The organism is Flavivirga abyssicola (assembly GCF_030540775.2).
GTDB classification, from domain to species: domain Bacteria; phylum Bacteroidota; class Bacteroidia; order Flavobacteriales; family Flavobacteriaceae; genus Flavivirga; species Flavivirga abyssicola.
In genome coordinates this window covers 3,696,920-3,712,596 of record NZ_CP141266.1, presented here as the reverse complement: position 1 = coordinate 3,712,596, position 15,677 = coordinate 3,696,920, and the positions used below count along the sequence as shown (strand labels likewise).

Below are 15,677 nucleotides of genomic sequence, written 5' to 3'. Positions count from 1 at the left end.
TCGATTGTATTTTTAATATATTTTATTACTTTTACACAAAACACAAAAGATTTTAAAATTATGAGTACAAATTGTGATGTTAGATATGCAGCATCTCCCAGAGAAGTAAAAAGAATGGATACTACCGAGCTTAGAGATGAGTTTTTGGTAAAGAACTTAATGAGTAAAGATGTTATAAGTTGGACATATTCTCATTATGATAGATTTATGGTAGGTGGTGTTGTTCCAATAAATAAAGCAATAAATTTAGAAACTCTTGATGAATTGAAATCTGAGTTTTTCCTTGAAAGACGAGAAATGGGAATTATTAATGTTGGACAAAAAGGAACTGTTTCTGTTGATGGAAAAACATATGTTTTGGAACACCGAGAAGCGTTATACTTAGGCCAAGGAAATAAAAATGTTACATTTTCAAGTGGCCAATCTGAACATCCAGCAGAATTTTACCTAAACTCCACCCCTGCCCACAAAGCCTTTCCGAATAAAAAAATTGGTGTAAATGACGTAGAAGTTATCGAACTAGGGGCTCCAGAAACTGCAAATGCACGTACTTTAAGAAAATACATCGTAAATAGTGTTGTGGATGTTTGCCAATTACAAATGGGTATGACTACTATAAAATCCGGTAGTTCTTGGAATACTATGCCTGCACATGTTCACGACAGAAGAATGGAAGTCTATTTTTACTTTGAAGTACCAAAAGACCAAGCCGTTTGTCATTTTATGGGCGAAACTCAAGAAACCAGACATATTTGGATGGCTAATAATGAAGCTGTTATCTCTCCACCATGGTCCATACATTCTGGTTCTGGAACTAGCAGTTATAGTTTTATATGGGGAATGGCTGGCGAAAACCTAGACTATGGCGATATGGATGTTTGTGAAATTAATAAATTAAGATAACGATGTCAATAAACTTATTTGATTTAAAAGGAAAGGTGGCCTTAATTACTGGAGGTACTCATGGATTAGGACAAGCCATGGCTATTGGTTTGGGTAATGCTGGCGCAAAATTAGTTATAAACGGAGCTTCCTCTCAAGAAAAGCTGAATAATGCCGTAGCTCAATATAAATCTTTAGGATTAAATGCCTATGGCTATCTTTTTGATGTTACTGATGAAGCTCAGGTTATAAAGAACATTGAAAAAATTCAGACCGAAGTTGGTACGATAGACATCCTTGTAAACAATGCCGGAATTATAAAAAGAACACCTTTGGAAGACATGGAAGTTGCCGATTTTGAGCAGGTTTTAAAGGTAGACTTAGTAAGTCCGTTTATCGTGTCAAAACATGTTGTTAAAGGCATGATTTCCAGAAAAGAAGGAAAGATTATTAACATTTGTTCTATGATGAGCGAATTGGGAAGAAATACTGTTGGTGCTTATGCCGCAGCCAAAGGAGGCTTAAAAATGTTAACTCGAAATATGGCTACGGAATGGGCTAAGCATAATATTCAAATTAACGGTATCGGACCTGGTTATTTTGCAACCAGCCAAACAGCCCCCATTCGCGTTGATGGGCATCCTTTTAACGATTTTATTGTAGGAAGAACACCTGCTGGCAGATGGGGAGATCCAGATGATTTACAAGGTGCTGCCGTATTTTTAGCTTCTAAAGCGAGTAATTTTGTTAATGGTCAAATTATTTATGTAGACGGAGGTATACTTGCCACTATTGGAAAACCTTCAAACGAAAGTTAGTCAAACTTTTATTAATCCTTTTGAGAATATGAGAATTTATAAGTTATTATATGTTTTGTTAATTGTCTTTTTATCAGGCTGTTCACAGAAAAAAGCTGATAAAATAATTGTTGTTAAAAATACGCTCAATATTGAAAGAACTTTTGAAACAGTTGAACTCACAAAAGCATTTTTAGGTGTTGACGATTTATCAACTATTGGAATTCGTGATATTGAAACTAATAAACTTCAAATCACTCAAATGGTAGATATTGATGATGATGGTGTGTTTGACCAATTATTATTTCAACCTAAAATAGCTCCTAAATCAGAAAAAAAATATGCTGTAATTCAAATCACTGAGAAAGAAAAACCTAAAGCTATGGATTATTGCTATTCCCGTTTTATACCTGAACGTACTGATGATTATGCTTGGGAAAATAATAGAGTCGCATTTCGTGTCTTTGGTCCTGTTGCACAAAAAATGGCAGAAGATGGTATTAAAGGAGGCACACTTTCAAGTGGTGTAGATGCTTGGCTGAAAAAAGTTGAATATCCCATAATCAATAAATGGTATAAAGAAAATGACGAAAACATTGGAAGCTATCATATAGACCACGGTGAAGGATTAGATAATTTTCATGTGGGTATAAGCAGAGGAGTTGGTGGTATTGCTGTTAAAAAAGATAGTACTTATTATTACTCTAAAAACTTTATCAAATGGAAAACCATCACTACGGGTCCGCTAAGAACACGTTTCTATTTAGAATATGCTAATTGGGATGCAGGAGGCAATCAAATTACAGAAAGTAAAATTGTAAGTTTAGATTATGGTAGTAACCTATCTAAGTTTGAAACTAAAATTGAAGGGACTAAAACAATTTCTGTTGGTTTAACACTCCACGAAAAGGATGGTGAAGTAAGTGGTAATAATGAAAATGCTTGGGTAAGTTACTGGCAACCTCACAAGGGTTCTGAGTTAGGGACTGCTATTTTAACCCCAAAAAAATATTTTATAAACCATGAAACGTATCATACTGATAATGTGGACGAAAGCAATGCTTATATAAACTTAAAGGTTATAGATAATGAAGTGACTTACTATGCTGGATTTACTTGGAAAGAAAGCGAGCAGTTTGCTACCAAACAGGAATGGGAAGCGTATTTAAAACTATTTTCTAAAAAAATAAATATGCCAATAGAGGTAACTCTTAATTGAAAAGTATAAATTTATGCGATATACTTTTCTAACTAAATATTATGGCTAACAAATTTGTTTTTTGTTTTATTATTTTAATAGTTCTTTTTAATTGCAAAGAAAACTCAAAACCAATACACACCGATAGTAATTCTCTTATTAGTACTAAATCGAAATTAGATCCAAAGCAGTTTGAAAAAAATATAGACGGAAAAAAAACAAAACTCTTTTATTTAAAAAACAAGAATGGTTTAGAAGCTACCATTACCAATTTTGGTTTACGAATAGTGTCTTTACATGTACCTGACTCTAATGGTAACTTCAAAGATATCGTCTTAGGTTTTTCTTCAATCAACGATTATTTAAAACCGCAGGCAAAATATTTTGGTTCTATAATTGGCCGATATGGTAACAGAATAGCTAAAGGTAGTGTTCTAATCAATCAAGAAGAATTTAGACTAACTACCAATAGCGGAGAGCATCATTTACATGGTGGACATAAAGGCTTTAATAATGTTATTTGGAATGTTGGTAAAGTTTCTAGCAATGACATTGAGTTTTATAGAACCTCAAAAGATTTAGAAGAAGGATACCCTGGAAATTTAAAAGTTAGCGTAAATTTTAAATTAACGGACAATAATGAATTAACGGTAAATTATTTCGCTACAACTGATAAAACAACGATCATCAACCTTACCCATCACCCGTTTTTTAATCTATCTGGAGAAGGTAATACAAGTATAAACAAACATTTATTGATGATAAATGCAGACTATTATACACCAATAAACAAAAGTTCAATACCAACAGGTGAAATAGCTAAAGTTAAAGAAACACCGTTTAATTTTGTTAGTCTAAAACCGATTGGCAAAGATATAAACACAAAAAATCAGCAACTTTTATATGGAAAAGGTTATGATCATAATTTTGTTTTAAATGATAAGTCTAAAGATAAATATGGAATTAATTTAGTCGCAAAAGTAGTTGAACCAAATAGCGGAAGAGTTATGGAAGTTTATACCAACGAACCAGGTATTCAATTTTATACAGGTAATTTTTTAAATGGTGAAACTATTGGAAAAAGTGGTAAACCTTATGTATCCAGAAGTGCATTTTGTCTGGAGACACAGCACTTTCCCGATTCTCCAAATCATCCAAACTTCCCTTCTACATTATTAGAACCTGGTGAAACATATAAATCTACGTGTATATATAAATTTAAGGTAGAAAAAAATTAAAAAACACTATATCAGGTTATTATAAGGGTATTTCCCATTGGTGTTTTTCTTTTTATGATTAAACAAAGAACAATATGACCACCAATAAGAATAATTTATCTGCTCAATAAAAAAAAATCGTACCTATATTTGAAATTATTATGTGCTACAATAGCATAGTATATAATATTATCCTAATTCTCTCTCCCATCAGGATATAATTAAATAGCTAAGTTCATTTTTTAACTTTAATTTAATTTTTTAATAATTTGAATAGGGTATTTACAAATTCAATTGTTGTTTATTTTATAAGTGTTATATATAATAAACTAAGAGGTATCCTACTCTCGTATATTTAATTTCAAAACTATACCATAGATGATGCCTCAAAATCAAAAGTCTGTATGCGAAGAAAAAAATTTTAAGATAATTTTTGAAGATTATTCAGAAGTCATCAGAAACTTTGTTTACTATAAATGCGGAGATATTTCGAAAGCAGAAGATATTACACAAGACGCATTTGTAAAACTTTGGTTAAATTGTAAACAAGTACTATTTAGCAAAGCAAAGTCTTATGTAATGAAAGTAGCCCAAAACACTTTTTATAATTTAATAAAACATGAAAAAGTAAAATTAAATTACAAAGTACATTTAAAATCAAATTATGTCAATAAAGAAAGTCCCGATTTTATAATGGAAGAAAAAGAATTTATGGTGTTACTAACAAAAAGTATAAACGAGTTACCCGTAAAAGAGAGAGAAGTATTTTTATTGAGCAGAAAAGACAAAAAAACATACAAAGAAATTGCTGAGATTGTAGGAATAACACAAAAAGCTGTTGAACGAAGGATGCACCTCGCTTTATTAAAACTGAGGAGTAAAATTGGAGAAAAAATTTAAACTAACAACACAACTAACTAGATGAAACTATTTAATGACGATAGATTTTTGGCAAAATGGTTAGAAAATAAACTTTCGGATGAGGAAAAAATAGTATTCGAAAAGACTGACGATTTTAAGCTATATGATTTGATACTGAAAGGTACTGAAATACTAGAAATTCCATCTTATGACAAAGAAGAAACCTATAAAAGGACTCAACAAAAGATTTATGAAAGAAAAAGGCAAAAGGTAAAAACACTACAATATACATTTGCAATTGCCGCTTCAGTTATTCTAATTTTGGGAATAACTTTTTTCTTTAACCAGAACGAAATTATTAATACAGATTATGGCGAACGGTTAGCAATTGTAATGCCTGATAAGTCTTCTATTACGTTAAATGCTAAATCAACCCTAAAGTATAAAAAGAAAAAATGGATAAAGGATAGAGTTGTAAATTTAAAAGGAGAAGCATTTTTTAGAGTAAATAAAGGGAATACTTTTAAAGTTCTTACAAATATTGGCAGTGTAACTGTATTAGGTACGGCATTTACAGTAACAAATCAAGAAAATATATTTGAAGTACAATGCTTTGAAGGGCAGGTAAAAGTTATAAAAGGGAATAGAAAAATAATCTTAGACAAAGGCAAAGCTATTAGAATAGTAGGCGATTTACTAGAAGAATGGCAAATTAAAACAACTAAACCATCTTGGATATCTAATGAAAGTAGTTTTTATAATGCTCCCCTATTACAAGTAATAAAAGCACTGGAAAACAACTATGGAATAACTATAGATGCTTCAAGTATTAGCCAACAAACCAGATTTACCGGTAGTTTCACAAATACAGACCTTGATGTCGCTTTACAAATAGTATTTGAGGCTATGGATATTCAATATATTTTTAATACGGACAATACTGTTGTACTCAAGTCAAAAAAATAAAAGAAATATAGTTGTATTTCTTTGGACTCTTTTTTGTTTGCATGTTTCAACATCTCAAACTAAAAAGCCTTTAAAATCTAACCTCGAGAATATTGTCCATAATATAGAACAGACCTTCAATATTCATTTTTCGTATGAATCGAGTACACTAAATGGTAAAATAGTTCAAATTCCTAATGACTTAACTTCTTTTAATGATATCATTGAACGTATTGAAGACCAAACAAGTTTAATTATTAAAAAGGTAAACAAGCACCATTTTCTTATCAAGGAAAACAAAAGTATTATTATCTGTGGGTATTTAAAAAGCATCGAAGATAAATTGCCTATGGAAGGGGTTAATATTCTTAATAAAACTAAGGCAAAAGGTATTATTACAGATAAAAATGGCTTTTTTCAACTGGAAAACAATAACAATTATGATTCTATAGTAATATCATTCATTGGATTTAAAAAAACACGCTTTTTAGCAACAGATTTAAAAAAAGAAAAATGTTCTACAATTAATCTAATACCCCAAAATATTAATTTAAATAAAGTTGTAATTAACGATTCACAAACATCAAAATTTGGTAAATTATCAGAAGTTTCGACTCTTTTTAATAGTAACTTAACAAATTTACCTGAACAAGACATCTTAAGCTTTGTGCAGCAACTTCCGGGTATTGAAAGCACTTCTGAAACAGTTTCAAATATTATGGTAAGGGGTAGTAATATTGATCAGAATTTAATTTTGTGGGACGGGATAAAAATTTATAAAAGAGACCATCTTTTCGGTGCATTATCATCAATTAACCCACATATCACAGAAACCATTAATATTTATAAAAGTGGTGTAAGTTCCTTTTACAATGGAGGTGTTGGAGGTGTTATAGACGCTAAATCCTCTAATATAATTCCTGAGAGAACTGAAGGTAGTTTTGGAATGAATATGCTTTATGCTAATGCAGACGTGAAGTTACCTATCTCAAATAAACTTGCCTTCTTATTTTCAGCAAGAAGATCTCTAATAGATGTATTTAGCACACCTACTTATGATAACCTCTCAGAAAGAATTTTTCAAAAAACAGGAGTTTATGAAATTAATAAAATATACAATAACAATAGTTTTTCAGAGACTCAAAAAACGAATTACTTCATAGATAATACGTTTAAATTCATCTTCGAACCATCAAAAAAAGACAAAATCACCTCATCTTCTATTTATAGTAATAGCAAATATCTAAATGATGTAGTTATCAAAGATAATGAAACTGATTTAAGTAATAAATTAAACACTTTTACTTTTGGGTCCATATTAAATTGGAAAAGGTTTTGGTCTTCAAACTTCTCTACCGATATAAATATGTATCTCAATACATATGATTTTGATTATAAAGGCGTATTTATGTTTTCTCCTTCAGAGATTAATACAGAGATTAAAAAAAATACAATTCATGAAGAAGGATTTAAAATTCACACCAAATGGAAATTAAATAAACTCTATACACTATCAAGTGGCTACCAATTTACGCATAGTAGCGTCTCATATACTTTAAATAGTGCTTTTTTAGATTTCCAACATGAAAATTCTAATAAAGGCTCTGACCATGCTTTATATACACAAATGGAATATAATGATCCAAAAAAATTATATGTAAGTCTTGGTGTTAGAGCTAATAAGTTTCCAACAACAAATAAAATTTTAATAGAGCCAAGAGTTTTCCTTAAAAAACAACTCAACAATCGTTTTAGTTTAAAAGCCTCAGCAGAAAACAGAAATCAATACATTGGTCAAATTATTGATTACTCCCCTAGTGAATTTGGTTTAGAAAATAATCTCTGGATTTTTCTCAATGACGATGACGATGATATTCCAAACTATAAAATCGATCAATTTTCTATTGGGTTTACTTACGAAAAAAATAATTGGTTTATAGATTTTGATACTTATTTTAAAAAATCATACGGTTTAACTTCTCTTGCTCAAGGTTTTCAATCTAGCATCATAAATAATAATGTAGGCTCCAGTACAAGTAAAGGAATAGAATTGTTTGTTAAAAAAGAATGGACTAATTATACGAGTTGGTTTAACTACAACTATTCGGATACCAACTATATTTTTGACGACTTAAACAATGGTACAGCCTTTAGAGGAAATGGTAATACTCCGCATTCAATAAGTTTTACAAACTCACTGGCTTTAAACAAGCTAACCATAAACTTATCATGGAAATACAGAACGGGCATACCGTATACCAATACGCTTTCGGTTGTTCAGGATGAAGAGAATGCATACTTTATACATGGAGCTATTAATACAGCTTCATTACCAGACTATCATAGATTAGACACCTCAATTTCATATCATTTGGAGTCAAAAAAACACCGTTCGGTATCTTATAAATTACTATTGTCCGTATTAAACATTTATGATAAAAAAAACATATTAAATAGAGAATATAATAGTTTTCTATCTGAAGATGGTGAATCTTATATTATACAACCTGTAGATTATAAATCTCTAGGCATAACTCCCAATTTATCTTTTCAAATAAATTTCTAAAATAACGTCAGTTTAATTTTTATAAAAAATAATACTAAATCGAACTGACATTAAAACTAAACTTTTCATGTTTTATAAGGGTTTAAAAAAGGACTAAGTTTCCTTAGCCCTTCTACACATCAACTATAATAAACAACTAACTCAAATAATTATATAAAAAATTAACGGATGTGTGTCATTATTAATTCAAAGGTTCTCCTTTTTCGTTCAATGAACCTGATTTTATAATTATTAATTTATCTAAATCTATATACTTTTTTATGACATTATTCACTTCATCGAGCGTCACAACTTCAATGTCTTTAGGGTATTCATCAATATAATCTGGTTCTAATCCTCTTTCAAGAAAACTTAAAAGCGTATTCGCTAAACCGCCTGTAGTTTCTAAACCAACTTTAAACCCTCCAATAAGATTATTTTTTTTAAACGCCAATTCTTCCTTTGTAATGCCATCTACTACCCACTTCTTAATTTGTAGCATTGAAGCGTCTAATCCTTTTTGGAATAAACTAGGATTAAAAGAGGCGTTAACATACCAATATCCACCAGTGTTTGTATGCCCAGCATGTCTCGCACTTATACTATAGGTTAACCCTTTTTCATCCCTAACAGTTCTCATTAATCTACCAGAAAAACCTCCTCCTAAAATGCTAGTTCCTATATAAAAGGGCATGTAATCTTTATCAGCTCTTTGAATGCCAGTATATTGTCCAATGTACATTTCTGCACTTGGTTTTTGAGGTATGGTAATAACTTTGGAAACAGCTTTAGATTTTTCAGGTTTGGTATATTCTATTTTGTCTGTGATACCGCTATCCCAATTTTTAAATGCTTTACTAAGTGCTTTATATAAATCTTTTGTATCAACGTCACCTACAGCAACTAAACGCATCCCAGCTGTACCAAAATAGGCTTTATGAAATGCTTTTACTTCATTTAATGTTGCCTTATTTAAATCTTCTATTGAGGTTTCTATGTCTGAAGAATAGTTGGGGTGTCCTTTAGGATAAATTGCCTGGGATAAGGCTATTGTTCCTAACGTACCTGGATTAGTTAATCCTTGTTTCATGTTACCTTCCAATTGTTGTTTTAAAAGCTCAAATTCTTTTTCATCAAACAATGGATAACGTAATTCTTCAGCCAGTAAATCAATGACATTTGGTAAGTCCTTTTTTAGACATTTAAAGTTTATTTTTATATGATGAGTACTAGATCTCACATTTAAACTCACCCCTAATTTTTCCAATTTTTGTGAAAACTGAAACTTATCTAGTTTTAATGTCCCTTTGCTTAACATCCGGGCTGTTAAACCAGGTATCATCTCATTTCCTTTTGTATTAAAATAAGATCCTATCGGAAAACTTGCTGCAACCGTTAAAAAATCTTTTACCCCCGTTTTTGTTGTAACAACATCTATATTAGCGACTTCTTTTCTAACAAATCGATCATTATTTTCTATGGACTTTATATTCTCCTTAGTGGAAATAGTTTCCGTAGATGGGTTTTGCGAATGATTATTGTTCTCGATTACTTTAGAGTGTGTTGAATTTATATGATCTGGATGTCTATAATATAGCTTTTCAGCATTATGCTGTATATACTTTGAGGCTTTTTCCTTTTTTGGTGCATTATTCCCTAGTCTCTTTGGAATAAAATACCCCGTAGTACTTTGGTCTTCAATTAAATACTTATTAGCAACATGTTTAACATCTTCAACAGTCACCCCTCTTAATCTTTCAGCCCCCAAAATGTAATCTGTCCAATCACCTCCTGCTATAGCTTCGTTCAATTGGCTTGCAATATTTCCAGAGCCATCTCTGGAAAAAATACTTTGAGCATTAATTTTGGCTACAATACGATCAATATCTTCTTGTAATACGCCTTCAATTTTAACGTTCTCAATCATTTCTAGCATTTTTTCATTCAGATCTTCATGCTTTTTATCTGGAGTAAAGCCTAAGCCAATAGTAAATAAACCTACTTCCTTAAAATTTGAAGGACTTGAATAACCATATAGGGCTAACCCTGTATCAATAAAAGTTTTATTAATTATAGAAGAGGTTCCACTACCGATTATTTGTCCCAGTACCCTCAATGCCGGTAAATCTTCATGTAGTCTTCCTGGTATTTTATAACCAATAGTAATAACGCCTTGCTGTCCTGGTTTTTTAATCACTACTTTTCTTGGACCAAATTGTTGTGGTTCCTCTGTATAAGGTTGAGGCATTGGATTTGGTGACTTGGTGATTTTTCCAAAATACTTATCTACCGATTTAAAAAGGGATTCTTTTTGGAAATCCCCAATAATTGTTAGAGTTGCATTATCAGGCCAGTAGTATGTGTTATAAAACTTGCGTAATACTTCAATTGGCATTTTCTCAATATCCGAACGCCATCCAATGGTTGAATGATGATAGGGATGAGCCATATATGCTGTGGCCCAAACCTCTTTACTTAAAACACTATTTGGATTGTTTTCACCTCTTTCAAACTCATTACGGACTACAGTCATTTCTGCATCCTTATCTTCTTTGAGCAACAAGGAATTACGCATTCTGTCAGCTTCTATTTCAAGTGCCACTTCAATTTTGTCACTTGGTATCGTTTCATAATAATTTGTTCTATCATTCCATGTTGTGGCATTCATCCTAGCTCCAATGCTATTTAATTTACTATCTATTGAAGTGCCTTTACGCTTATTAAACTTGTTTGTGCCTTTAAACATTAAATGCTCTAATAAATGTGTTGAGCCTGTATTACCAGTAACCTCATGTTTAGACCCTACATGATATACAATTTGTACAGTAACTACGGGTGCAGAATTATCTTGAAGCAATAGCATTTTCATACCATTCGGTGCATACAAGTATTCCTCAATTCCTCCAAGTTCTTTTACTTTTGAAAATTTTTGATCTGCTTTTTGGGCATTAATAAATGTAATGAAGCTTAACATAATGAGAAACAACGCGTTTTTTCTAAAAATCAATAATCTATTTGACATTAATATTTGGTGTTTTAATTTATATACTTTCATAGACTTTGTTAAAGAACAATACCCTTATTAAAAAAATGTTAAATATCTAATTCATTGAATAATTCTACCAATTTCTCTTCGGATGGCTTAAGTGTGTTGACCTTAGTTATATTACGCTAATTGTAATAAACCCCACAATCCTGTATTGAACTGATATACAAAACAATAATACTTATTTTATTTGTTGATAGCATTGAAAAAATTAAGAGGATGATGTAAAGGCATGCCTTGTACTTCATCCTCTTAAAAGACTAATCAAATAAATCCTTTAAAAATTACGGGACAGTAGTTATGGTTAAAATTCCATCAAAAATATCTCCTTCTTCATCAACCGTATAATTTAGAATAATAGTCTCTGTCAATTCATCATAAGTTCCTGTAGCAGTAAAAGTTGATACTAGGAAATCACAGGTATAGTCTTGTTCTGTTACAGATACTGTACCCTCCGTAGCCCCATCAAAGTCAGGTTCGAATGTTAAGGTAATATCTAATGTATCTGTATCTGCACATGGACCATAATTAAAAATATAATCTAGAGGGTCGCTTACAAACAGAAACCCACATCCTGCTATAGGTGGTGAATTAGGATTTGAATTGTACTCATAAACATCTCCAAAAACTTCATCTTTAAAAGCAAGAGGACCACTCCAAATATCAGTATCTACCATTGAGTCGCATGTCGCAGATTCATACGGGTTAGTCCCATTAGCAATCTCATCACCATTAGTGTCTCCATCACCATCACAATCCGCTGCCATCCAAATTGGATTGGTTTCATCAAAATCAGTATAATTTGGTAATTGAGATGGTACGCATGGGTCATTATCATCTTGATCGGTATCAGAAAATATACCATCACCATCATTATCCACTGGAGCAGCTTCAACGGCTATGGTTATATTCGAGTTTTTCGAAACATCACCATTTTTTACAGTTACTGTTAAAACAATTTCAGGATTAACAGAGGCATCAATAATATCGGGATTAGCTACTGTCAATTCACCGACTATTTCATCTATGGACAAAGCACCTTCTGGAGTTTGCGAAATGATTTCAAATGAAACCAAACCTATATTGGTTCTACCTTTTATATTGCCTACAACATCACCAAATTCTAGATTATCCAGAATTGTGGTGTTAAAATCTAAAGTGGTCACGACAACGCCTCTATCTGGCGTGTTTTCATCATCTGATGTACAAGCGGATACTAAAAGTACCGACAGCAGTGGAACCAGTATTTTTTTGAAGTATTTCATAATTTAATTTTTAGTTTGGTTTTCATTTTAATCAAGTTATTGCAATGGTTTAAAGACGACCTCGTAAGATTGATTGTTGGTTAGAATTCTTTTGGCAATGTCTTGAATTTGATTTTTGGTTATGCCAGTAACAATTTGTTCAAAGTTTTCGGGTAACTCCATATTATAACCTTCAAGAATATAGTTCTGCATTGCCGTAAGATCGTAGTCCATATTATTTTTATTGTCTTTACGTTTTTTTAGTATGGCCTTTTTGGTTTTGTTTAAATCTTCTTGACTAATAATGCCATTTTTCATTTTTTCCATTTCTTGATGTACAATGGATACCAGTTTATCTACCAACTCAGGGTTGCAATCAAAGTTTACAGAAATCGTTGCAGAACCTCTTGGTTTCCTTACAAGTTCTGCATAGGTGCTTGCTCCATAAGTACCCCCTTCTTCTTCCCTAAGTGTTGCCGTGTAACGTAATTCCAAAAGTTTACCAAGGGTGCTGGTCAACAATTTGTCTTTGATGTTATAGGGCATATCTTTTTTAATTTCAATATTTACTGTGCCTTTGGCATCTTCCATAGGCAAGAATATATCTTTATCAATTTTTTCCTTTTGCCACGCTACAGTATTGTCCTTCCACTGTTCCTTTTCGTTAGTGGTCGGCATACTGGCTATATAATTTTCTAACAGTGGTTTTAGGGTTTCTGCCTTTATATCGCCTACAATAAAAAAATCAAAATCTGATGGGTTGGAAAATCTGGATTTGTAAATAGCTTTCATTTTTTCAAAACTAATCTCTGCGGCATATGCTTTGTTTATGATACGCTTAATCGGATGATTTTTACCATAAACTGTGACAGTTAAACTATCTTCCATTTTTGATCTGGGATCCTTGCCTTTTGAGTTAACATAAGCTTCTATATTTTGCATCATTAAACCGTAGCTTTTTTTATCAAACCTGGGTTTTGTAAAACGAAGATGCACCATTTGTAAAAGAGTCTCGACATCTTTTGTTGTTGAAAACCCCATGATTTTTTCCTCGGTATTATCAATCATGGTACGAGCCATAGCGGTTTTTCCTGATAATACTTTGGATAATTCCGTTGATGAAAAGTCACCCAATCCTGCTTGTTCTAAGTACATAGGCAAAGCTTCTGCAGAGGGTAAATCCTCTGTAGGAACCAAAGAGCTTCCGCCATCACTTACAATATCTATCATAACATCATTTTTATTCTTATCTACATATTTGTGATGTACTTTAACCCCATTACTTAACGTATAGGTAGTAAAACCCAGTGCTTCGTTCTTTTTTTCACTGGCTATGGTACCTGGAGTAAAGTTTGTTCCTGCCATTAATGACTCAGCTTCTCCTGTATCTTCATAGGGTTTTAATGATGTATTATTTTCTGCAGATTTAATAATGTCTTTTACCTGTGTTTCAGTAATATTATTATTTCCTTTTACTCCAGTTACCATGACTACCCTGTTTTTATCGGTATACATCTGCCTTAAATGTTGCAGGACATCTTCAGGTTTTAAATTATTGTAAATCGCCTTCGTGATCTCGTAAGTTTTAGCGACATCAGCAATAGGTTTATTCTCGAGATAATTCATCTTTATACCTTCAATAATCATCCAATGCATCCTATCTTCTAAACTAGCAATCTCACTCTCGTAATCTTTAAGCTTGCTGGTAATTGCCCTATTGATTTCAGATTTTGTAAATCCAAATTTTACTGCTCTGTTTAATTCGTTCATAGCCACGGCAAAAGCATCTTGCTGTTTATTTTTCTTGGGTTGTATATACAAATCGAAACTCTCATATAAACGAGCTAAATTTGAAATATCTGCACCCACACTCAATATTGGTGACTCCGGGTTTTGTAATAATTCCTGGAAACGTTCGTTCAAAATGGACTTTACCATGTCGTTCAAAAGGTCTTTTCTCAAATCTCTTACGGTCTCATCTTTTAATGATTTTGGTTGACGTATCTTAAACATCAAATTTGAAAAGGCCACTTCTTTATCCATGGCTATGGAAAAATCCAATTCCTCTTTGTCTTCTATTTTTACTTCATAGCGTTTGGGCGGGTTTTCTACGGCAGGTATTTTTGAAAATTTCTCCTGGACTTTGGCTTCCATTTCATCAATGTTAAAATCCCCTATAATGGCAATGGCTTGTAAATCTGTTCTATACCAATCATGATAGAAGTCTCTGAGCGCCTTATATTCAAAATTATCAACGATGTTCATAAGACCAATAGGTAGTCTTTCTCCGTATTTAGAGTATCCATATTCTGCACCAATATTTTTTTCCATAATTCGCATTCCCCCACTTTGAGAGGTCCGCCATTCTTCTCTAATAACGCCGCGTTCTGCATCTATTTCTGTATCGGTCAATAGCAAATAATTGGACCAATCGTTAAGAATTTGTAGCCCTACCCCAGTCATTTCTGAGGTCGTAGGGATATTGTTAACGTTATATACCGTTTCGTCAAAACCAGTATAGGCATTAATATCCCTACCAAAAACCAACCCGTTTTCTTCTAGTTTATTTAACATAGATTTTCCTGGGAATGACTTCGTACCATTAAACGCCATATGCTCTAAAAAATGTGCTAATCCGCGTTGGTTCTCATTTTCTAAAATAGATCCTACATTTTGTATAATGTAATAGCTTGCAACATCTTTATTAATATCTGTACTATGTAAATAGTAGGTCATACCATTTTCTAATACACCCTTCCTTGTTTTTTGGCTCTCAGGTATTTTTTCATTTAAATCGATAGTTTTTTTAACTACCTGACTGTTTGAGCTACTTTGTTGACTTACGACTTTAGTTTTGCATCCCATCAATAGCATAGAGAATACTGCGATTGATAATTGAATATTTCGTTTCATTAATTTTGTTTTTAGTGTGTTAATTACTG

The 15,677-nt window shown here is 32.0% G+C and carries 10 protein-coding genes; 7 read left to right on the top strand and 3 right to left on the bottom strand.

The window, feature by feature from the left end; genetic code table 11:
* Window positions 1-60: 60 nt before the first annotated feature.
* The 7 genes from kduI (at window position 61) to Q4Q34_RS15590 (ending at window position 8,466) form a co-directional block, all read left to right on the top strand.
* Window positions 61-903 carry a 5-dehydro-4-deoxy-D-glucuronate isomerase gene (kduI, locus tag Q4Q34_RS15620; RefSeq protein ID WP_303315306.1) on the top strand — a complete coding sequence of 281 codons (843 nt, stop codon included), beginning with the start codon at window positions 61-63 and terminating at the stop codon, window positions 901-903.
* A gap of 2 nt (window positions 904-905) precedes the next feature.
* Window positions 906-1,700, top strand: coding sequence for a gluconate 5-dehydrogenase (locus Q4Q34_RS15615; protein WP_303315308.1), 795 nt, complete (start codon window positions 906-908; stop codon window positions 1,698-1,700).
* 28 nt (window positions 1,701-1,728) lie between these two features.
* Entirely contained in the window at window positions 1,729-2,898 is a 1,170-nt protein-coding gene (locus Q4Q34_RS15610) for a DUF4861 family protein (protein ID WP_303315310.1), read from the top strand.
* A 41-nt stretch (window positions 2,899-2,939) separates the two neighbouring features.
* Window positions 2,940-4,115, top strand: coding sequence for an aldose epimerase family protein (locus Q4Q34_RS15605; RefSeq protein WP_303315312.1), 1,176 nt, complete (start codon window positions 2,940-2,942; stop codon window positions 4,113-4,115).
* A gap of 357 nt (window positions 4,116-4,472) precedes the next feature.
* The gene (locus tag Q4Q34_RS15600) at window positions 4,473-4,994 is read left to right on the top strand and encodes an RNA polymerase sigma factor (protein ID WP_330444550.1); all 522 of its coding nucleotides are present in this window, start codon (window positions 4,473-4,475) and stop codon (window positions 4,992-4,994) included.
* A 21-nt stretch (window positions 4,995-5,015) separates the two neighbouring features.
* Entirely contained in the window at window positions 5,016-5,921 is a 906-nt protein-coding gene (locus tag Q4Q34_RS15595; protein WP_303315314.1) for a FecR family protein, read from the top strand.
* Window positions 5,922-5,958: 37 nt separating this feature from the next.
* Window positions 5,959-8,466, top strand: coding sequence for a TonB-dependent receptor (locus tag Q4Q34_RS15590; RefSeq protein ID WP_303315316.1), 2,508 nt, complete (start codon window positions 5,959-5,961; stop codon window positions 8,464-8,466).
* A 181-nt stretch (window positions 8,467-8,647) separates the two neighbouring features.
* On the opposite strand, the gene Q4Q34_RS15585 is transcribed toward Q4Q34_RS15590, so the two are convergent.
* The 3 genes from Q4Q34_RS15585 to Q4Q34_RS15575 form a co-directional block, all read right to left on the bottom strand.
* Entirely contained in the window at window positions 8,648-11,467 is a 2,820-nt protein-coding gene (locus Q4Q34_RS15585; protein ID WP_303315317.1) for a M16 family metallopeptidase, read from the bottom strand.
* Window positions 11,468-11,775: 308 nt separating this feature from the next.
* Window positions 11,776-12,756, bottom strand: coding sequence for a cadherin repeat domain-containing protein (locus Q4Q34_RS15580; protein WP_303315319.1), 981 nt, complete (start codon window positions 12,754-12,756; stop codon window positions 11,776-11,778).
* Between the two features lie 36 nt (window positions 12,757-12,792).
* Complete coding sequence (locus Q4Q34_RS15575) at window positions 12,793-15,648, bottom strand: M16 family metallopeptidase (protein ID WP_303315321.1); 2,856 nt, start codon at window positions 15,646-15,648, stop codon at window positions 12,793-12,795.
* Window positions 15,649-15,677: the final 29 nt, after the last annotated feature.

Coding starts and splice junctions, on each gene's coding strand:
- Q4Q34_RS15615 (WP_303315308.1), top strand. CDS start 906: ATGTCAATAAACTTATTTGATTTAAAAGGAAAGGTGGCCTTAATTACT.
- Q4Q34_RS15575 (WP_303315321.1), bottom strand. CDS start 15,648: ATGAAACGAAATATTCAATTATCAATCGCAGTATTCTCTATGCTATTG.
- Q4Q34_RS15585 (WP_303315317.1), bottom strand. CDS start 11,467: ATGTCAAATAGATTATTGATTTTTAGAAAAAACGCGTTGTTTCTCATT.
- Q4Q34_RS15595 (WP_303315314.1), top strand. CDS start 5,016: ATGAAACTATTTAATGACGATAGATTTTTGGCAAAATGGTTAGAAAAT.
- Q4Q34_RS15580 (WP_303315319.1), bottom strand. CDS start 12,756: ATGAAATACTTCAAAAAAATACTGGTTCCACTGCTGTCGGTACTTTTA.
- Q4Q34_RS15610 (WP_303315310.1), top strand. CDS start 1,729: ATGAGAATTTATAAGTTATTATATGTTTTGTTAATTGTCTTTTTATCA.
- Q4Q34_RS15600 (WP_330444550.1), top strand. CDS start 4,473: ATGATGCCTCAAAATCAAAAGTCTGTATGCGAAGAAAAAAATTTTAAG.
- kduI (WP_303315306.1), top strand. CDS start 61: ATGAGTACAAATTGTGATGTTAGATATGCAGCATCTCCCAGAGAAGTA.
- Q4Q34_RS15605 (WP_303315312.1), top strand. CDS start 2,940: ATGGCTAACAAATTTGTTTTTTGTTTTATTATTTTAATAGTTCTTTTT.